We start from the raw sequence: 19,095 nt of genomic DNA on the forward strand, positions 1-19,095 counted from the left end.
ACCTCAGCCGGCGCCACCGTCCAACAGCTTCCTCAGCCGGCGTGCCAGCCGTTGCTGGGCGGCGGTGTCGGCCCATTTCTGCCCGTGCCGGTCCGTGACCGAGAAGGTGTCAATGGCCGCGCCGCGTTCGGTGCAGATCACCGCCGAGGCAATGTTCAACTCCGCCTCGGCCAGCAAATGCGTGATGTCGTACAGCAGCCCCACGCGGTCCTCGGTCTCGATCTCCACCAGCGTATAGGCGTCTGACGTCTCGTTGTCGAACCGCACCTGGGTGGGGATCGGTTCGCCCTCGTAACCCTGATAGAGGGGACGGAGCCTGCGGTGCCGGGCAATCAGGGTGCGGAGCTCCACTTCCTCCCCGCGCAGCAGGCGGCTCAGGATCTCCTGGAACTGCCGGCATTGTTCCCGATCCGGCAGGCCGCCCGTCCGGGCGTCGGTGACATGGAAGGTGTCCAGCGCAATGTCGTCGGCCCGGGTGAAGATCCGGGCCGCGAGGATGTTGAGTCCGGCCGCGCTGAAGGCGCCCGTGATAAGGCTGAAGAGGCGTTCGCGATCCCAGGTGCAAACCTTCACAACCGCACAGCCGCGGTCCACGTCGTTCCGCCAGCCCACCACCGGTTCCAGGGCGCGCTCCTCCGGTCCGATTTGCAATCGCAGGAAACGGTGAACGAGCTCCAGGTCCTCCACGATCTCGGGCGCGGTGCGGATCTCGAAGTACCGGGCCGGCAGACCCTGGAAATGGGCGGCGATCTCGTCCTCGTGGAGGAAGGCCGGCCGCAATGGGCGGACCTGATCGAGCAGGACTTCCCTTTGTTTTTGCGCGGCCAGGCGGAACTGGGTGTCGCCCGTGAGCAGCGGCACGGTCTTTTCGTACAACGTCCGCAACAGGGCGTCCTTGAAACCGTTCCAAAGATCCCCGCTGGTGGCCCGGGCGTCCACAAACGTCAACAGGGTCAGCCGCTGCAGGGTCGGTAGATCGCCCACCTGGGTGGCGAATCGCCGGATGACGGCCGGATCATCCAGGTCCCGGCGTTGCGAGACCGTGGCCATCAACAGATGCTGCTCGACCAGCCGCTGCAGGGCTTGTGTGGTCGGACGGTCCAGCCCGAGTCGCCGGGCGACCCGCCCGGCCAGCAGGGCACTCTGCACGGCGTGGGATTCCTCACCGCCGTGCCGGCCCGTGTCGTGCAGCAGCAGCGCCAGGTACAACAGCCAGGGCCGTTCCAATTGTTGCAACAGCGGTGCATAGGCGCGGTGCGGAGCGGCGGAAGCGTGCCAGACCCGGTCCAGTTCCTCGATGCACACCAGCGTGTGTTCGTCCGCCGTGTACTGGTGATAAAACTCGTGCTGAACCATGCAGGTCAACCGGCCGAATTCCGGGATGTACTTGCCCAACAACCCCACCTCGTGCATCGCCCGGAGCGTGGCCCCCACGGTCCCGCGCTGGTCCAGGATGGTCAGAAAAGTCTCACTGACGTGCGGATCGTGCAGAAACGGCCGGTTGACATACCGGAGATGCTGGCGGACGAGCCGGATCAGATCCGGGTGCAACCGACAGCCGCGTTGTTGGGCGTGAAGAAAGACCCGCATCAAACGCCGGGGCTGCTGTTGGAACACCCACTCCGAAGTGGCCCGCACCTGGCCATCCTCGAAAACGAACCCGTCCACGACCGTTTCCTGCGATTCACCGCGCAACCAACGGGGTCGCAACCGCCGCAACCGGGCCGCCGGCGAGGGCGCCAATGCCCATTGTTCCTCCAGCGTGCGGGTGATGAGGTGGATGTTGCGCGTGTGCGAGTAAAGGTCGCGCATGAAGCGCTCGATGCGCCGGCTGGGCGAGCGGTCGCCGTAGCCGAGCGCGAGGGCCACCGCCGGCTGGAGGTTCTTGGTCAGCACGTCCCCGGCGCGGCCCAGTTGGTAGTGCAGCTCCGTCCGCACCCGCAGCAGAAAGTCATAGGCCTGCTCCAGGGCCTTGCGTTCGCCGGCCGTCAGTCGGCCGGTGGCCTCCAGCTCGCCCAGAGACCGCACGCCGAATTTGACCCGGGCCATCCAGAGCAGGTTTTGATAGTCCCGCAACCCCCCGCAGCCACTCTTGAGGTTGGGTTCCTGCATGCACGGGGAGTTGCCGTACCGGGCGCGGCGGGCAGCCTGATCCTCCAGACGCGCCGCAATGTAGGCCCGTTCCTTTCCGCGGATGGCCTTGCGCTGAAGGGCACGCTGGAACCGGTCAAAGAGGGCCAGATCCCCGATGATCCACCGCGATTCCAGCAGGGACGTCTTGGATTGCATGTCGCTGTTGGCCGCCTCGATGGCCTCCTCCAGCGTCCGTACCGCATGAGCCACCTTCAAACCCAGATCCCAGAGGGGATACAACACCCCGTCCAGCAGTTCCTGGAGCTGCTCCGAAGGGGTCCCGCCCTTGGCCACCGCCCCGTTGTGCAGCAACATGATGTCCAGGTCACTGAACGGGTTCAGCTCGCCCCGGCCATAGCCGCCCAGCGCGATCAGCGTGATTTCGGGTGCCACCGGCGGTCCGTCGCCCAGCCGCTTCTGCAGCGCGGCCTCCCAGAGCTGGCGCAGCAGCACATCGAACAGGTGCGCGCGCGCCTGACAAACCTCGCGGCCGCCGCCACCCCGCCGATGCCACATCCGGAGCCGTTGCGATTGGCGCCGGAGGAAGGTCCGAAAACGACCCAGCTCCTGGGCCACCGTGTGGCCGGCGGGCAACCGCAGTCGCACAGCAGCCTCTGCTTCAATCTGTTCCAACCAATCTTCCATGCGCGTCTTCCAAGCCCTGCCGGGCTGTTTGGGGCTGCCTCCCCGCCGATGCTGCCCGATGGGACTTTGCGGGGATCCGGCGGCCAAGGCAAGGCGGGTCGGGTCTCGCCAAACCCCACAGCGCCGTCCGGGTTCCGCCCCATCCGTCCGGGACCGCCTTCCGATTGCCGCCGGCGCACGGAAGATCCGCCGGCTGACCGGGCCGGCGATGCGGCGGATTTGACATGACTCTCAGCGGGCGGTACCGTCCGCCACTGCTGAAAACAATCGAACCAACACGTTTCCGATGAAAGTCTCCATCCTGGCGGCCGCTGTTGCGGTCTTCTCTCTCAATTCCCTCACCCCGCCGGCCCGCGCAGCCCAGCTGGGGGATCCGGCCCCCGAACTGCAGATTGCCGAATGGGTGAAAGGTGAACCGGTCAAGCTGGCGGATCTCAAGGGCAAGAAGGTGGCCGTCGTCGAATTTTGGGCCACCTGGTGCGGCCCCTGCCGGGTCAGCATCCCGCATCTGACCGAACTGCAGAAGAAGTTCAAAGACGTCGTGATCATCGGGATCAGCGACGAGGAGGTCGCCACCGTCCGCCGTTACGTCGAACGAATGGGCGACCAGATGGATTACCGCGTCGCGGTGGACAAGGACAACAAGACCGGCGAAGGCTACATGGGCGCCTTCGGCGTCGACGCCATCCCCCATGCCTTCGTCGTGGACAAGGAGGGCCGCATCGTCTGGCACGGCCATCCCATGGACCGCTTGGAAACAGTCCTGCAGGATTTGCACTCCGGCAAGTTCAGCCTGGAACGGGCGCGGAAACAGGCCGAGGCCATGACCAAACTGGAGGCCTTTGCCCAGGCCGTGCTGACCGGGGACGACGAAAAGGCCGGCACACTCGGCAAGGAACTGGAGACCCTGGACGCCGAGGTGGGGCCCATCCTGCCGGACCGCAAATTCAACGCGGAGGAAATCCGCAAGCTCCTGCAATTCCGCATGGCCCTCAATGAATACCAACAGGCCCTCGCCCAGGAGGCCCCAGAGGGGACCGTGGCGAAATTGGAGAAGCGGCTGACCGAACTGGCCCCGAAAGACTTCGACGTGGCCACCTTCAAGCAACGCATGGCCAACGCCCGCCTCTTCACCCGCTACGCGCGGGCCGCAGCGGGGATGAGCCCCACCAATGACCTGCCCGAGCTGGCCCGTCAATTGCGCGAGTTGAAAGGTGCCACCGCCGAAGAGCTCAACGAATGGGCCTGGACCCTGTTGACCGACGAGCGGATCCAGCAGCGGGACACGGACCTGGCCCTGCACCTGGCCAAGGCCGCCCTCGACGCCTCGGGCGGCACCAACGCCTCGGTCCTGGACACCTACGCACGCGCCCTCTTCGACACCGGCAAGGTGGACGAGGCCATCGAGTACCAGAAGAAGGCCGTGGCCGCCACCAGGGACGAAGACCTGCGCCAGATGCTGCACGAGGTCCTGCAGCGATACGAAGCCGCGGCCACCAACCGGGCGGCTCGGAAATAACCGCCTGCTTCCTGCTGCGGGGACCGGATGCCCGCGGCCGCCATGCGCAGGGACGGGGCGATCATCCGCCGGCCGGGCTTGCCGCACCCGGTGCACCGGGTGCCCTTTCGCTCCTGCCTCGGGCCCCGGCATCAGAACGGCCACACCAGGGGCGTGATCCAGGTGGCCAGCAACCAGGTCAACACCGCCAACAGGCCTCCCACCTGGAGGTAATGCCGGAAGCGATAGCGGCCGGGGCCCATCACCAGGATGGTGCTCTCATGGGCAAACGGTGTGCAAAACGAGGCTGAAATGCAGATGGCCATGCCCACCATGAACGGTTTCGGGTCCACGCCCATGATGACCGCCACGTTGTAGGCCACCGGAGCCAACATGATGCCCACGGCGGAATTGTCCACGAAATGGGTCATCGCCAGCGCCAACAGACACAGCCCCCCCAGCAGAGCTGTCGGACCCCAGCCCTGCAGGCAGGCCACCGCCCACTCCGCCAGGTCCCGTGCCGCGCCGGTCTTCTCCACCGCCAGCCCGAACGGGATCAACCCCGCCGCCGTGACCACCGCCTGCCAGTCCACCACGTGGTAAAGGTCACGAACCTTCACGCAATCGGTCAGCACGACGATCAACGCCGCCAGAGGAATCGAGACCGCAGGGCTGAGCCAACCCGTGACGGCGGTCACCACCACGCCTGCCAGAAGCCCCAGCGTCAGGATGGCCCGGGACCGGTTGAACGGCACGAATTCCTGCTGCGCCAGCACGATCAGGTCGGGGTTGGATGCCAGCCGCGGCAGGGCCGTGACGTGACCCAGCAACAAGAGTGAGTCGCCCTCCGTCAGCGGCGTTTGCGCCGGGCGTTCCTCCAGGCTCCGACCCCGTCGTGCAATTCCCAGCACGGTGAAGCCGTATTCCTTGGTGAACCCCACTTCCTCCAGCGTACGTCCCACGTAGTTGGAACGCGGCGCCAAAATGGCCTCCACCGTGACCAGGTCCACGCTCCGGAGCGTGCGGTCGTTCAGGGCCAGTTCTTCCTGCAATTGAAAATCCCGTGATTTCAACAGCCCCCCGATCACCGGCACCGGCCCCTGCAAGATCAGTACATCCCCGGCCTGCAAATGCAGCCAGTCGGCCGGTGGCAGCCGTTCCTGGCCGCGGACCACCCCCATCCAGGAAACCTCCCTCCCCAGAGACTCCACCACTTCGCGAATCGGCCGTCCCAACAGGCCGGAACGAGGTGTGACCATCACCTCCGTCAAATAATGCTGGGCCAGCCGGTCTTCCAACGTTTCGCCCGGTTTCTCGCCCGGCAGGAAACGCCGCCCCAGCAGCACCAGTGCCGTCCCGGAGGCCACGAACACCACCGCCGCCACCGGTGTCAGATCAAAAAAACCCAGGCCCGTACCGGTCTGTTGCCGGAGGATGTCGCTGATGATGATGTTGCTCCGCGTGCCAATGAGCGTCCACTGCCCCCCCAGCAGCGACCCGTAAGCCGCGATCATCAAAAACCGCGAAGGCGACCAACCCCGTTCCCGGCACAACGTCAGGATCAGCGGCAGGAACAGGATCACCACCGTGGTGTCGTTGATGAACATCGAGACCAGCGTCGTGGCCACCAGCACGGCCGCCTGCAGCCCGAGCTCACTGCCGGCACACGCACGCAGCAGCCGCAACCCCCAGCGCTCCGTGGCACCCGTCCGCGCCAGGGCCGCCCCGAACACAAACATCGCCGCCACCATCACCACCGCCACGCTGCCGAACCCGGAGAAACCCTCCGCAGGAGTCAGAATCCCCTGCCACCGGCCGTCCGAACGCGGCCACGGTATCACCAGCGCCAGCATCACCAGCAGCGCCGTCAGATCCATCCGGATCTTCTGCGTCCAAAACAGATACAACGCACCCGCCAGGATCAGCAGCAGCACAAGGTATTCGGCGTTCATATGCCTGCGGGCCTGTGGTGGGTGTTCCTGTTCGCCATCGCCCCCGGCAAGGATCCATCGCACCCGAGGGGCGCCTTCCCGGCACGCGCCCCAGTCTGCGGGGTGCACCCGCGCGTTGTCCAGCCGCGGGCGGCCACTTCTTCCCAAGAGCGCCCCTTCCTCCATCCCTACCGGGCATGGGTGGTCCCGTGCCGGCCACCGGCACAGGCACGCCCAGCGATGGGGCAACAGCAGTAAAACAATGGACAAGAAATGTATCGTCAAAAAGAGGACAGCGATGTCTTCTTTATGCAGACGTCACCGGACTGTGACGGTATTGCAACCGAAGAGCGACAGAACGACATGATCGGCGGCAGTGAAAAGGTGCGGTACGCTCTGCACGCGATGGTCTGCCTGGCGGGAGGGAGCTGCAAGGTCCGCCAGGTGAGCGACCTGGCTCGGTGCGCCGGCCTGCCGCGATTCTACCTGGCCAAGGTGGTGCAACACCTCACTCGGGCAGGTCTGGTCCGTTCTCTCCGTGGGCGAAAGGGCGGGTTCTCTCTGGCTCGACCGGCTGCGGAGATCACGCTGCTCCAAATCATCGAGGCAGTCGAGGGCCGGGATTGGCTGCCTGACTGTCTGTTGGGACTGAACCCCGTGGAGAGTCTGAGACTTTGCCCCGTTCACGACTGTTGGGCGAGGGCCCGGGCGGAGTTGCTGGCTGTCCTGGACCGGACGCGCTTGAGCGATCTGGCGCAGGTGGTGAACCGCGATCTTGCCGTCACGGATTCCCAAGCCTGTCCCGGCTTTTTGCGGAAACGAAAAGCCATTGCCTGACCATCACCCACACAATCCGAAAAAGCGAATTATGAAACAAACCGGCAACCTGCGATTCGGTAGGCGTTGGACCTGCATGTCTGGCTGTGCCCTCCTGGCCGCCTGGCTGGGTGTCTGTGGAGCCGGCGGGCAACAGCCCCAGCCGTCCTCCGGCCCCTCGGAAGCCGAGGTGCTACTGAACCTGCTGGAGCAAAAGGGACTGATCACCGCCCAGGAGGCCGCCCAGACCCGGCAGGAACTGAGCCGCCGTCTGGGCGACGCTCAAGCAGCCGAGAAGGAACCCGACCGGGTGGGTCTGCGGAGCTGGGTCGAAAAACTGGATCTTTACGGAGACCTGCGCCTGCGCTTCGAGCACCGCGGCGGGGAAGACGGTTTGGCGACCGGAGACGATCGCATGGAACGCAACCGTTGGCGATACCGTCTGCAAGCGGGAGCGAACCTCGACCTGGGAGAGAACTGGCGCGCCGGTCTCCGGGTCGAGACCGGCCCCGGTGGACGCAGCAGCAACGTGACCTTCGGCGATGACAGCGGTCCGTGGGGCAAGGAATCGGACCGTTTGTTCCTGGGGCTTCTCTACATGCAATGGACACCCTGTGAGTGGGCCACCCTGACGGCAGGCCGCCAGGCCAATCCCTTCATCACCACCGTGCTTGCTTGGGACCACGACCTGACCCCGGAAGGGCTCAGTGAAAGCGTTCGTTACCGGAACGGGTCCGTGGAATGGTTCGCCACCTTCGGTCAATTCCTTTACGACGATGCCAACCCGGACAACCCGTTCGGAAGCGGCGTGTCCTGGTCGGACGCGTTCCTCCTCGGGCAACAGGTGGGCATCCGTTGGACGCCGCACAAGGATTGGAAGCTTACCGTGGCGCCGTTGCTTACCTTCTATTCCGGGGCGGGCGATTCATTCCGGACCCCCTTCACCGGTCTGACCCCCGGCGACTCCACCGGCATCAACGACCTCTGCATCCTCGAGACCCCCATTGAACTGGCCTGGTCGGGATGGGTCGTACCGGTACGGCTCCTGGGCGATTTCGCGGTGAACTTCAGCGGGTCGGATCGTGCCCGGGCTGCCGGACAGTCGGCCTACGACGACGAAATCCATGCCTGGTTGGCCGGTGTGGAACTGGGATCGGCCCGCAAAAAAGGCGGCTGGAGTGTTCGGGTCCTCTACAAGGAGACCGGCCTTTTTGCGCTCGATCCGAACCTCCTCGATTCCGACCTTTTCGATTCCCGTCTGAACCTGCGGGGCGTCGCATGGCAGGCCAGCTACGCCTTCACGGATTTCCTCAGCCTCTCGCTGACCTACGCGCGCGCCGAGCGGAAGGAAAAGGCCCTTCCGACGGGTGCGGTCGGCGACCTGGGCGGATCCTCCGGCACCGCGTGGCTCGACGACTATCAGCTTTTCCAAGCCGACCTGAACCTCCGGTTCTAAGGGGACTCATGAATGCGACCACAAAACCTGTTCCCAAAGAAACGCGCCCCGAGGGAGAGGCCGTTGATCGCGCAGCCTTCCTGAAGGCGGCGGCGATCCTGGGCGCCTCCGCCGCCGTGGGTGCGGCGGCCCTGGTCTCCGCCAAGCGCACACGCATCAGTAACGAGCCACGGGGGGAAGCCTCGGTTCGAAAACTGACCCCGTTGCCCACCGTCCCGGTCAGCAGGGACAGCGATCCCCTGCTGCGCATGCAGCGGGAGTTGGCCCGTGCCATGGCCAAGCCGGTCGAACAGCGCCACTGGATCATGGTGATCGACACCCGCAAATGCGTCGGTTGTCACGCCTGCACCATCGCCTGTGTGGCCGAAAACAAGCTGCCACCGGGCGTGGTCTACCGGCCCGTCGTCACGGAGGAACTCGGGACATTCCCCAACGTGGCGCTGCGCTTCACCCCCCGTCCCTGCATGCAGTGCGATCAACCGCCCTGCACACCCGTATGCCCGGTCAAGGCCACCTGGAAACGGCCGGACGGCATCGTGGCGATCGATTACGACAAGTGCATCGGCTGCGGTTACTGCATCACCGCCTGCCCCTACAACGCGCGTACGCGGGACGCGGGCGAGTTTTACACGGAGGAGACCCCGGCCCTGCAGCCCTATGAGCAGCAGCCGAATCATGAGTACGGCAAGAACTGGAAACGCCAGGGCCACAAGTCCCCGGTGGGGAACGCTCGCAAATGCCATTTCTGCCTCCACCGGCTGGAGGTGGGCATGTTGCCCGAGTGCGTCACCTCCTGCATCGGCCGGGCCACGTATTTCGGCGACGCCAATGACGCCGACAGCCTGGTCAGTGAACTGGCGGCGCGGCCCAATGCCGTCCGGCTCCTGGAGGAGAAGGGAACCAAACCCAATGTCGTCTACCTGATCTGAGGACCCTGAGTATGAAACCTGTCACACGCGCTTTTCTCTGGTTGCTGTGGCTGGCTGCGGCGGTGATCGGAACGCACGGATTCCTGACCCGCCTTTTGGAAGGTCATCGCCACGCAAACTATGGCAGCTATATCATTTGGGGTCTGTGGGTGGCGGCCTACATTTACTTCATCGGGCTGTCGGCCGGTTCGTTCTTGCTTTCCTCGATGATCTACGTCTTCGGCGTCAAAAAGCTCGAGAAAATCGGCCGGCTGGCCCTGTTCACCGCCATCGTGACCCTCTGCATGGCGCTGACCTCCATCTGGTTCGACCTGGGCCAGATGTTTCGAGCCTGGCGGATTTTCACCAGTCCCAACTTTGGGTCCATGATGGCCTGGATGGTGTGGCTGTACTCCTACTACACGCTGGTGATGCTGGTGGAGCTGTGGCTGGCCATGCGGGCCGATTTGTGCCGGTGGCAGAGTGAGCCCGGCTTCCGAGGGGTGATCGGTAGACTTCTGGCGTTCCACCGCGGACCACTCTCACCGGAAGAGGAGGCCCGATGCCGGCACTGGCTGAAGGTGTTGGCCATTGTCGGCGTGCCACTGGCGGTGGCGTTCCACGGCGGGGTGGGCGCCTTGTTCAGTACGCTTTCGGCCCGGCCGTTCTGGCACACGCCCCTGATGCCCATTCTGTTCCTGACGGGGGCCCTGGTTTCCGGCGGGGCACTGATGGCATTCGTGGTCGCGGCGCTCTATCCGCACCGCGACGACGAGTATCGGCAAATGGTCACGTACGTCGGCCGTGCCGTGCTCGGGTTGCTCATCTTTGACGTGGTGTTGGAATGGGCCGAATTCTCCGTGCCCATGTGGTACGGCGTGGGGCACGAATACGACCTGCTCATGCGGGTCTTGTTCGGTCCCTTCTGGTGGGTGTTCTGGATCATCCACGTCGGCCTCGGCTGCGTCATCCCCGGACTGCTACTCACCTTTCGGGGCGACCAGCCGAAGGCCGTGGGTTGGGCAGGCCTGTTGGTGGCCGTCACCTTCATGGCGGTCCGGCTTAACATCGTGATCCCGGGCTTGCTCGATCCGCATCTGCGCGGTCTCCAGAACGCTTTCACCGATCACAGACTCGTTTTTTGGTACGTACCCAGCTTTTTCGAATGGCAGGTGGTCATTTTCGTACTGGCCATGGGCAGTGCCATCTTCTACCTGGGCTACCGGTTTCTGCCCCTGCTGCCCGGATCCAAGACCGCTCAACCCTCAGCTTGACCAAACCATGAAAGCTTCAGTTTCTCCTTCACCTTCCGGTCTGTCGCGGCGTGAGTTCCTGGGACGCTCCGGTGCCCTGCTGGGCGGCTCTCTGTTGGCCCGCGCCATGAACGCCGAGGCTGCCGAGGGACGGATCCTCAGCAGCAACCGTCCGGATGCACCCTACGACTTCGCCAAACCCGAAAACTGCCTCTACAGCGTGTGCCTCAACTGCAACACCGGTTGCGGTATCAAGGTCAAGGTGCAGAACGGCGTGGTCACCAAGATCGACGGCAACCCTTACAACCCCTGGACGTTGTTTCCTCACCTGCCCGGGTCGGCTTCTCCCTTCGATGCGGTCTACGTGGACGGCAGCATTTGTCCGAAGGGCCAGGCCGGTCTGCAGACCGCCTATGATCCCTACCGGATCCGCAAGGTCCTCAAACGGGCCGGAAAACGGGGCGAGAACAAGTGGATTACCATCGACTTTGACCAGGCGGTCCGGGAGATTGTTGAGGGTGGCAAGCTCTTCGCGCACGTGCCCGGGGAAGAAAACCGGCAAGTGGAGGGGTTGCGTGCCCTGTTCAGCCTGCGTGATCCGGACCTGGCCAAGGCCATGCGCGCAGAAGTGGAGGCCATCTGGAAGGAGAAAGATCACAAGAAAAAAGCCGATCGAGTGGCCGCTTTCAAACAAAAATTCGCCGCCCATTTGAACCTGTTGATCGATCCGGACCATCCCGACCTGGGCCCGCGGAACAACCAGTTTGTCATTGCCTGGGGCCGGCTGAAGGGTGGGCGCAGCGAATTCATCAAGCGGTTCGGTGCCGCTTTCGGCACAACCAATCTCCACGGGCACACCACCGTCTGCCAGGGCTCGCTCTATTTCACCTGCAAGGCCATGAGCGAGCAATATCAGGCCGGAAGCTTCGGCGGAGGCCAGAAGTTCTATTTTCAGGCTGACACCGAGAATGCACGTTTCATTCTCTTTGTGGGCGCCAACTTGTTCGAGGCCAACTACGGCCCGCCCAATCGCAGTGTCCGGCTCACTGAGAATATTGTCCAGGGCAAGACCCGCATCGCGGTGGTGGACCCCCGTTTCTCCAAGCTGGCAAGCAAAGCATGGAAGTGGTTGCCCATCAAACCGGGCACCGACGGTGCGCTGGCCATGGCTTTCCTGCGCTGGATGATCGAGCACGGCGCCTACGATGCTCGACTCCTCTCAGCAGCCAACAAAGCCGCCGCCCAGGCCGCCGGCGAGAGCACCTGGACCAACGCCACCTGGTTGGTCGAAATCCACGACGATCATCCCGGTGCCTTCGTCCGAGCTGCCGAGCACGGCCTGGCCCGGCCCGAAAAACGCAGGGTCACCACAGATAAGGGTGAAGTCGAGTATGAGGAAAAGTTCCTGCTCGTCCGTCAGGGCGATCGCTTCATTGCGTTCGATCCCAACGACACGGCCAACGCTGTGAGTGGCGACCTTTTCGTAGATACCACCTTGCCGGATGGCACGCGGGTCAAATCTGCTCTCCAGATCATCCGGGAGGAGGCCTTCAGACACTCTTTTGAGGAGTGGTGCCGGATCTGCGAACTCGATGCTGCCGACGTGGAAGAGGTCGTCGCGGAGTTGGTGCGGCATGGCAAACAGGCGGCCGTGGATCTGCACCGCGGCGTCGCACAGCACACCAACGGTTTCTACAACGTCCTCGCCTGGTACACCGTGAACGCTCTTCTGGGGAACTTCGACTGGCAGGGCGGGATGTCGGCCCTCAACACCTACCCCTACGACGGCGCCAACGGCGGGCCTTACAACCTGACCGCTGTACCCGGTGCCATCCCTGCGTTCGGAGTCAGTATCATCCGCCACGGAGTCGCCTACGAGCAGACCACGCTGTTCGAGGGCTACCCGGCCCGGCGTAACTGGTACCCTTTAGCCAGCGACATCTACGAAGAGATCATCCCCAGCATCGGGGATGCCTATCCGTATCCGGTCAAGGCATTGCTGCTGTACATGGGTGCGCCTACCTATGCCCTGCCAGCAGGTCACACCAACATCGAAATCTTGCGAGACGTAAACAAACTGCCCCTCTTCATCGCCAGCGACATCCTCATCGGCACGACGTCGGTGTACGCCGATTACATCTTCCCTGACCTCAGTTACCTGGAACGCTGGGAGTTTCATGGCTCGCACCCGAACATGAACCTGACCGTCCAGCCCGTGCGTCAACCGGTCATGAGTCCCGTCCCCGAGACCTGCCGCGTCTACGGCCAGGAAATGCCCATTTGCCTGGAATCGCTTCTGATGGCCCTGGCGGAAAAGCTCGGTCTGCCGGCTTTCGGACCTGATGCCCTCGGGCCGGGCGCACCCCTGACCCACTATGATCACTTCTACCTGCGTTGCGTGGCCAACCTGGCCGCCGGAACCCGTCCCGACGGTTCGGACGCCGTGCCGGACGCCGACGCACGCGAACAGGAGCTTTTCCTGAAGGCGCGGCGCCATCTGCCGCGGATGGTCTTCGATCCGGAACGCTGGCGCGATGCCGCCGGCGAGCGATGGTGGCCCAAGGTGGTCTATGTCCTCAACCGCGGCGGGCGTTACCAGGATGCATCCGCCATGAGCAAGGCTGCACCCCGCCTGCCCAATCCCTACGGCAAACTGCTCTGCCTCTATCAGGAAAAAACCGGCGAATACCGTCACAGCGGCACCGGCCAGCCCTACATCCCCCACGCTGCCTACGTGCCGGTGACGGATTACCTCGGCCGCTCCTTGGAAGGTCTGCAGCAGGGCCACGACCTGCAGCTCATCACCCACCGCGTCATCAACGCCACCAAGAGCCGGACCATCTCCAACTACTGGCTCCGGCCTCTCATGCCGGAGAACTCCATCCTGCTCAACCCGCGCGATGCCCGCCGTCTCGGCCTGCGCGACGGGGACGCGGTCAAGATCGTCAGCGCCACCAACCCGGAGGGCATCTGGCCGATCGCGGACGGGATCCGCAAACCCATGATCGGACGTGTGCAGTTGACCGAGACCATACGGCCCGGCGTCGTCAGCTTTGCTCTCGGTTGGGGACACTGGGCCACGGGCGCCGTGGACGTGGTGATTGACGGGCAACGCATCCCGGGCGATCCGCGACGCGCCACCGGTATCCACGCCAACGCGGCCATGTGGACCGACCCGGCCTTGAAGAACACCTGCTTGGTGGACCCGGTGGGGGGTAGCGTCAGCTTCTACGATACCTCCGTTCGTCTGGTGAAGATGCCGCCGGGCACGCTTCCACCCCTGCGCGGACGCCTCTTGCGGGAGACCCACGCCTGAGCCTCCGACCGCCCGCCAGGGCGGCCGCGCCCGCCTGGAGCCCTCGGGCTCCAAACCTGCCTCGGTGCGCGCGCCCGTGCCGGCGGTGGACATCAGCCCTCCTTTAAGCACCCGCCGGCGCGGAGCGGAGGGTCTCGCCTGCGGGCCTTTTCGCCCTTCCTGCACCCCCGCGGAATAACGTTGGCGCGCCGTCCCTCCCAGCAGTGGAGGTCGGTGTGCAAAGGTGTCTGTCCGTAACATGGAGACCGGAGACACGGTTCGTGCCACGCTGGGTCCGGGGTCCGGCAGTCGGCGCAGCCGTCCCGTCGGGTGTGCGCCCGCCGCGGGAAGCGCAGGCAGGGCACGCTCCACAGGCTTGTGCCACGTCCGAGTCCCCCGGATGTAACCGGCGGAATGGTCGGCGCAGCCGTGCGGTTGCGCGCCCAGCCTTCGATCCCCGGGGCTTGACCGATGTGCGCAGGTCTGTGCCCCTGCGGGTCACCGGCCGGAGACCTTGCTCCACAGCGGCCGAAATCCAGGGCAGGTGCCGGCTCCCAGGCTGGTTGCCGCCGCCGGCGGCGTCATGCGGATGGCCGGGGCCGTACAAGCGCCCGCCGCGGACAATCCCGGCTCCCCACCGCCTCAGCTGCATCCGACCATGAAAGACGACAGGATGGTTTTTCGGGCCGTGCCCATTGGCGGTCGTCTCTCCCTTGGTTCGGCGCGAGTGGGTCTCAAATGGAACGCCGGTCTGGTCATGGGATTGATCGCGCTGGCCTGCGTATGGGTGCTTCGGGAGCCCTTGCAGGAAAAGGTGTGGCTTTGGTCCACCCTGGCAAATGGCGCGCCGTCCGGAAGAAACGGCACGCGCCGGCTTGTGACTTTCGCGGAGAAACCGGGGGCCTGCGGCACTCGCGCGCCTACTGCGAGGAGCGGCCCCGCGCTCGACGAGCCCGGAGGAACTTTTCCACGTATTTGCCCAGCAGATCGGCCTCCAGATTCACCGCATCGCCGACCCGCCGGCTGCGCAGATTCGTCACCTCGAAAGTGTGAGGGATGATCCAGATCCGAAACCCGCCGCGCTGCACGCCGGCCACCGTGAGGCTGATCCCGTCCACGGCCACCGACCCCTTGAAGACGATGTACCGCATCACTTCCGGCGGCGCCGCGATGTCCAGCAGGTGATCCCGGCCGACCCTTTCCCACCGCGTGATGCGGCCCACGCCGTCGATGTGACCGGTTACGAAATGCCCGCCGAACTCGCCGCCGGCCCGCAACGGCCGCTCCAGGTTGACCAGACTTCCGGGTTCCAAAAACTGAAAATTGGTCCGCCGCCACGTCTCCTGCAGCAGGTCGAACTGCACGAGCGTGCTGCCCCCGCGACGCCGCAACTGCACCGCCGTCAGACAACAACCGTTCACCGCAAGGCTCCCGCCGGGCTTCAACCCCTTGCCGGTTTTTCCTGCCCGGATCGTCAACCGAATGGCCTCATCCCCCGGTTCGATCCTCACCACTTCCCCCGCTTCCTCCACGATGCCCGTGAACATGCGGGTATGGTGGTGGGTTGAACCCAGCACCCGCAAGCACGGCCGCATTCCCGGGGTGCGCCGGGCAACCCGTGCCTCCAGAGGGTTCCCTTGGTCTCCCAGACAAGCGATTCATACCCGTGTTCGCAAACCTGTGCCGTCAGCGGTCAAACCGAGAAAGGGAGACGGGAACCGGACCGGCGGCCCGATCTGGCGCATCCTCGCCGAGGTGCCAGTGGCGCGGCGCACCCGCCACACGGCCCGAGACCACACGGGTATGCCACCCTGTTACCCTCCCCACCGGAACGGTCCTCGCTCCGGGCTTTTCCGATCGGCGGTGCGCAGTCCGGGCAACAAGGACCCGCTTTGGTGACCCGAAAACCCGGATCTGGATACGGCGGCAGACCCCGGAATCGCCGGCTGCCGGTGGGAGTTTGCTGTTGACGTCGGAACCGACCGTGGTTTTCCCGGACAGCGCACCTCCACCGCGCCGGCTCCCCCGGAGGATCCAGCCCCCTGCATGGATCGCTTGCCCCGGATTCGGCTCCCGATGGCCTCGCGGTGAGAAAACGCCGGGTGTTGCCATCAGCCCACCGTGCACTCCACCAAGAGGGGCGGCTCGCGACTGGGGTCGCTTGCTCGCCGCTGTTTCATGCTTGGCAGCGCCGGCGTGGCGGTGGCGGGAACCCTTTGTCTGCCTCGGTTTGAGACACGTCCCGCGTGAGCCGCCCTTTGATGAGCAACAAGCCGTTTTACAAAGCGCACATCTTGCCCGCACGAAGGGGCGATTCTCCCCCAAGGACCGCCAGGTGCGGACCCTTCAGGGAACCATGTCCCGGACTTCATGGCGTTTCTTATGCTGAGTCTGGCTGCCGGATAAATGGCACACATCCTGCTGTGCGCTGCCGGTCGTTGGCAGCGGCGCCCGAGGTCGGCTGCGAAACCGACAGCTGCAGGTCGGGGCAGTTGCAGGTCTGAACACCCCGGGGCTGCTACCGGCAGAGGAGAAAGGAGACGTTCCGACATGCTTGAGATCCATCCGTTTCCCAAAACGTGGAGCCGGGAAAAAGTTCTCGCCACACCTTTGCTTACGTTGTCGGCAGCGGGCATCCTGAATCCTTTCGGCCCCACCCTGAGTGCGGTGGTTCTGGCCGGGCGGAAAAGGAACGGCGCGCGGCTCAAGGTCCTCAGCCTCATGCTGCACCCCGTCGAGCAGGAGTTCCACGAGGTCGGAGAACTCGTGCACGGGCGATGGGAGGCCGAATCGTTGGTGCGCGCCTCCTTCCGGTGGATCACCGGCGGCTGCCCGAGCCTGTTACTGCCCAGCTCGGTATTGAAGGCCGAGCAGGTTGTTCCCCTTCACGCCGAACTGTTGCAGCAGTTCCCCGATGCACGAAGCTTGGGCGCCAGCATTCGAAAGTTCCCCGGCCGGCCGTGGGATCGAGTGCGGGCCGATTTGGAATCCGCAATTGAGAAGACCATCACGGGCGACTGGCAGGACGAGAGTGATGAAAAACCGTTGAACCGGCAGGAGGCCCTTGAGCTGGCCCGGATGTTGTTGGACCCTGCGTTCTTGGAGGCCGAATTGAGGGCGTTTTTCGAAATGTGGAACGGTGCGTGTGGCTTCGCTCCGGGCATGGCCACATTTTTCCCGGGAGAGTTTTACGAGGTCTTCCAACGTCTGGCGCGCACCTCGCGTCTGCCTCCCCAGGTTTGACAGTTGGCCGGCACAGGCGTGCCGTCGTGGCTTTTTCGAGGGCTGAAACGGCCGGGAACCGTAGGCAGGCGCATCATGCGCCCGGCCTTGCGTCCTCCCTTGCAATTCCCATACGATTCTGTACAGTGTCTTGCCCACTTTTCGCCGGGAAGCCGGGGCGCAAAAATGCCGGTTGACAGGCGGCGGGCTGCTCTCTAGTTTACGGCCTTGGTCATTGGGCCGCAAAGAAAGGAACACCGTGCCAGCCCCCTTGGCCCCGGCAACCGGAAGGGTGGGGGCGGCGGGTTGTTGTCGTTTTTTGCAGCCCGACCTGCATCGACGAGATGGGATGGGTCGGAAGCCCATGTAGCTCAGTCGGTAGAGCGCGTCCTTGGTAAGGACGAGGTCACCAGTTCGATCCTGGTCATGGGCTCCAGCTTTCGTCGAGAACAACGAAAACGAGCCAAATCAACGGAACATCGCAATGGGTAAAGAGCAATTTCAGCGTACGAAGCCGCACGTCAACGTCGGCACCATCGGTCACATTGACCACGGCAAGTCCACACTGACGGCCGCCATCGTGGCCACGCAGGCCCGCAAGGGGCTGGCCAAGCCGATCAGCTACGCCGAAATCACCAAGGGCGGTACCGTCCGTGACGAGACCAAGACGGTTACCATCGCCGTCTCCCACGTCGAGTACGAGAGTGACAAGCGCCACTACGCGCACGTGGACTGCCCGGGTCATGCCGACTACATCAAGAACATGATCACCGGTGCGGCCCAGATGGACGGCGCCATCCTGGTGGTGGACGCCGCCGAGGGTCCCATGCCCCAGACCCGCGAGCACATCCTGTTGGCTCGCCAAGTGGGCGTGCCGGCCATCGTGGTCTTCCTGAACAAGGTGGATCTGGTGGACGATCCCGAGCTGCTCGATCTGGTCGAGATGGAGCTGCGGGACCTCCTCAAAAAGTACGGCTTCGACGGTGACAACGCCCCCATCATCCGGGGCAGCGCCAAGAAGGCCCTGGCCGGCGATCCGGAGGGTGAAAAGTCCATTCAGGAACTGCTCAACGCCGTTGACGAGTACATCCCGCTGCCGACGCGCGAGATCGACAAGCCGTTCCTCATGAGCATCGAGGACGTGTTCAACATCGAAGGTCGCGGCACCGTCGTCACCGGCCGCGTCGAGCGCGGCGTCCTGGAGCGCATGCAGGAGGTCGAGATCGTGGGATTGCGGGAGACCCGTAAGACGGTGGCCACCGACATCGAAATGTTCCGCAAGATCCTCGACAAGGCGGTTGCGGGCGACAACGTCGGTGTGCTGCTGCGCGGCATCAAGAAGGACGAGGTGGAACGCGGCATGGTGCTGGCCAAGCCGGGCTCCATCACCCCGCACACCCATTTCCGGGCGGAGGTGTACGTCCTGTCCAAGGAAGAGGGCGGTCGGCACACCCCCTTCTTCGTCAACTACCGGCCGCAGTTCTATTTCCGCACCACGGACGTCACGGGTGACGTGCGGGACATCCGCTCGCTCACGGGCGAGAAGGTTGAAATGGTCATGCCCGGTGACAATGTGAATTTGGAGGTCAAGGTCATTGCGCCGATCGCGATGGAGCGCGGCCAACGCTTCGCCATCCGCGAGGGCGGCCGCACCATCGGCGCCGGTCGGGTGACCGAGATCATCGAATAGGGCGGTGCGGAATCGGGGGTGAACGGCCGGAGGGCCGTGGTCCCCGGGACCGACCGCACAGCCCGCGGGGAGGGCGGTAGCTCAATTGGTAGAGCAGCGGTCTCCAAAACCGTTGGTTGGGGGTTCGAGTCCCTCCCGCCCTGCCAACGCGGCTACCGGAGAGGTGGCAGAGTGGTTGATTGCGGCGGTCTTGAAAACCGCTTCGGGCGCAAGCCCGACGGGGGTTCGAATCCCTCCCTCTCCGCCAA

At 64.5% G+C, this 19,095-nt stretch carries 11 protein-coding genes and 3 tRNA genes; 11 read left to right on the plus strand and 3 right to left on the minus strand.

What is annotated here, in order from left to right; translation table 11 throughout:
* Nucleotides 1-3 precede the first annotated feature (3 nt).
* Complete coding sequence (gene glnD / locus ACPDIX_RS02875) at nt 4-2,778, minus strand: [protein-PII] uridylyltransferase (RefSeq protein WP_423430271.1); 2,775 nt, start codon at nt 2,776-2,778, stop codon at nt 4-6.
* Nucleotides 2,779-3,064: 286 nt separating this feature from the next.
* Here glnD and ACPDIX_RS02880 point away from each other — a divergent pair, with 286 nt between their 5' ends.
* On the plus strand, nt 3,065-4,297 hold the full coding sequence (locus tag ACPDIX_RS02880; RefSeq protein ID WP_423430272.1) for a TlpA family protein disulfide reductase: 1,233 nt from the start codon (nt 3,065-3,067) through the stop codon (nt 4,295-4,297).
* Nucleotides 4,298-4,428: 131 nt separating this feature from the next.
* Here ACPDIX_RS02880 and ACPDIX_RS02885 read toward each other — a convergent pair whose 3' ends face one another.
* Nucleotides 4,429-6,228 (minus strand): SLC13 family permease, encoded by a 1,800-nt coding sequence (locus ACPDIX_RS02885; RefSeq protein ID WP_423430273.1) that lies wholly within the window; start codon nt 6,226-6,228, stop codon nt 4,429-4,431.
* 288 nt (nt 6,229-6,516) lie between these two features.
* Here ACPDIX_RS02885 and ACPDIX_RS02890 point away from each other — a divergent pair, with 288 nt between their 5' ends.
* Genes ACPDIX_RS02890 through ACPDIX_RS02910 form a run of 5 tightly spaced genes read left to right on the plus strand, consistent with a single transcriptional unit; the run spans nt 6,517 to nt 13,956 of the window.
* Entirely contained in the window at nt 6,517-7,044 is a 528-nt protein-coding gene (locus ACPDIX_RS02890) for an RrF2 family transcriptional regulator (protein ID WP_423430274.1), read from the plus strand.
* Between the two features lie 31 nt (nt 7,045-7,075).
* Nucleotides 7,076-8,479: a putative porin gene (locus tag ACPDIX_RS02895; RefSeq protein WP_423430275.1), complete on the plus strand. Its 1,404-nt coding sequence runs from the start codon at nt 7,076-7,078 to the stop codon at nt 8,477-8,479.
* Between the two features lie 8 nt (nt 8,480-8,487).
* Complete coding sequence (locus ACPDIX_RS02900) at nt 8,488-9,408, plus strand: 4Fe-4S dicluster domain-containing protein (protein WP_423430276.1); 921 nt, start codon at nt 8,488-8,490, stop codon at nt 9,406-9,408.
* Between the two features lie 11 nt (nt 9,409-9,419).
* Nucleotides 9,420-10,661: an NrfD/PsrC family molybdoenzyme membrane anchor subunit gene (nrfD, locus tag ACPDIX_RS02905; RefSeq protein WP_423430277.1), complete on the plus strand. Its 1,242-nt coding sequence runs from the start codon at nt 9,420-9,422 to the stop codon at nt 10,659-10,661.
* 7 nt (nt 10,662-10,668) lie between these two features.
* Nucleotides 10,669-13,956, plus strand: a complete 3,288-nt coding sequence (locus ACPDIX_RS02910) for a molybdopterin-dependent oxidoreductase (RefSeq protein WP_423430278.1) — start codon at nt 10,669-10,671, stop codon at nt 13,954-13,956.
* 899 nt (nt 13,957-14,855) lie between these two features.
* Here ACPDIX_RS02910 and ACPDIX_RS02915 read toward each other — a convergent pair.
* The gene (locus ACPDIX_RS02915) at nt 14,856-15,482 is read right to left on the minus strand and encodes a riboflavin synthase (protein ID WP_423430279.1); all 627 of its coding nucleotides are present in this window, start codon (nt 15,480-15,482) and stop codon (nt 14,856-14,858) included.
* Nucleotides 15,483-16,485: 1,003 nt separating this feature from the next.
* On the opposite strand from ACPDIX_RS02915, the gene ACPDIX_RS02920 reads away from it, so the two are divergent.
* The 5 genes from ACPDIX_RS02920 (at nt 16,486) to ACPDIX_RS02940 (ending at nt 19,094) form a co-directional block, all read left to right on the plus strand.
* The gene (locus tag ACPDIX_RS02920) at nt 16,486-17,178 is read left to right on the plus strand and encodes a hypothetical protein (RefSeq protein WP_423430280.1); all 693 of its coding nucleotides are present in this window, start codon (nt 16,486-16,488) and stop codon (nt 17,176-17,178) included.
* Nucleotides 17,179-17,517: 339 nt separating this feature from the next.
* Nucleotides 17,518-17,593: transfer RNA gene (locus ACPDIX_RS02925), tRNA-Thr, on the plus strand.
* A 48-nt stretch (nt 17,594-17,641) separates the two neighbouring features.
* Nucleotides 17,642-18,847: an elongation factor Tu gene (gene tuf, locus ACPDIX_RS02930; protein WP_423430281.1), complete on the plus strand. Its 1,206-nt coding sequence runs from the start codon at nt 17,642-17,644 to the stop codon at nt 18,845-18,847.
* Between the two features lie 70 nt (nt 18,848-18,917).
* Nucleotides 18,918-18,993: transfer RNA gene (locus tag ACPDIX_RS02935), tRNA-Trp, on the plus strand.
* 11 nt (nt 18,994-19,004) lie between these two features.
* Nucleotides 19,005-19,094, plus strand: a tRNA-Ser gene (locus tag ACPDIX_RS02940).
* Nucleotide 19,095: the final 1 nt, after the last annotated feature.

This window comes from Limisphaera sp. 4302-co, from assembly GCF_049537155.1.
In the GTDB taxonomy this organism is placed as follows: domain Bacteria; phylum Verrucomicrobiota; class Verrucomicrobiia; order Limisphaerales; family Limisphaeraceae; genus Limisphaera.

Bases quoted from the DNA above. Each gene is read 5' to 3' on its own strand.
- glnD (WP_423430271.1), bottom strand. From the start codon at position 2,778: ATGGAAGATTGGTTGGAACAGATTGAAGCAGAGGCTGCTGTGCGACTG.
- ACPDIX_RS02880 (WP_423430272.1), top strand. From the start codon at position 3,065: ATGAAAGTCTCCATCCTGGCGGCCGCTGTTGCGGTCTTCTCTCTCAAT.
- ACPDIX_RS02885 (WP_423430273.1), bottom strand. From the start codon at position 6,228: ATGAACGCCGAATACCTTGTGCTGCTGCTGATCCTGGCGGGTGCGTTG.
- ACPDIX_RS02890 (WP_423430274.1), top strand. From the start codon at position 6,517: ATGCAGACGTCACCGGACTGTGACGGTATTGCAACCGAAGAGCGACAG.
- ACPDIX_RS02895 (WP_423430275.1), top strand. From the start codon at position 7,076: ATGAAACAAACCGGCAACCTGCGATTCGGTAGGCGTTGGACCTGCATG.
- ACPDIX_RS02900 (WP_423430276.1), top strand. From the start codon at position 8,488: ATGAATGCGACCACAAAACCTGTTCCCAAAGAAACGCGCCCCGAGGGA.
- nrfD (WP_423430277.1), top strand. From the start codon at position 9,420: ATGAAACCTGTCACACGCGCTTTTCTCTGGTTGCTGTGGCTGGCTGCG.
- ACPDIX_RS02910 (WP_423430278.1), top strand. From the start codon at position 10,669: ATGAAAGCTTCAGTTTCTCCTTCACCTTCCGGTCTGTCGCGGCGTGAG.
- ACPDIX_RS02915 (WP_423430279.1), bottom strand. From the start codon at position 15,482: ATGTTCACGGGCATCGTGGAGGAAGCGGGGGAAGTGGTGAGGATCGAA.
- ACPDIX_RS02920 (WP_423430280.1), top strand. From the start codon at position 16,486: ATGCTTGAGATCCATCCGTTTCCCAAAACGTGGAGCCGGGAAAAAGTT.
- tuf (WP_423430281.1), top strand. From the start codon at position 17,642: ATGGGTAAAGAGCAATTTCAGCGTACGAAGCCGCACGTCAACGTCGGC.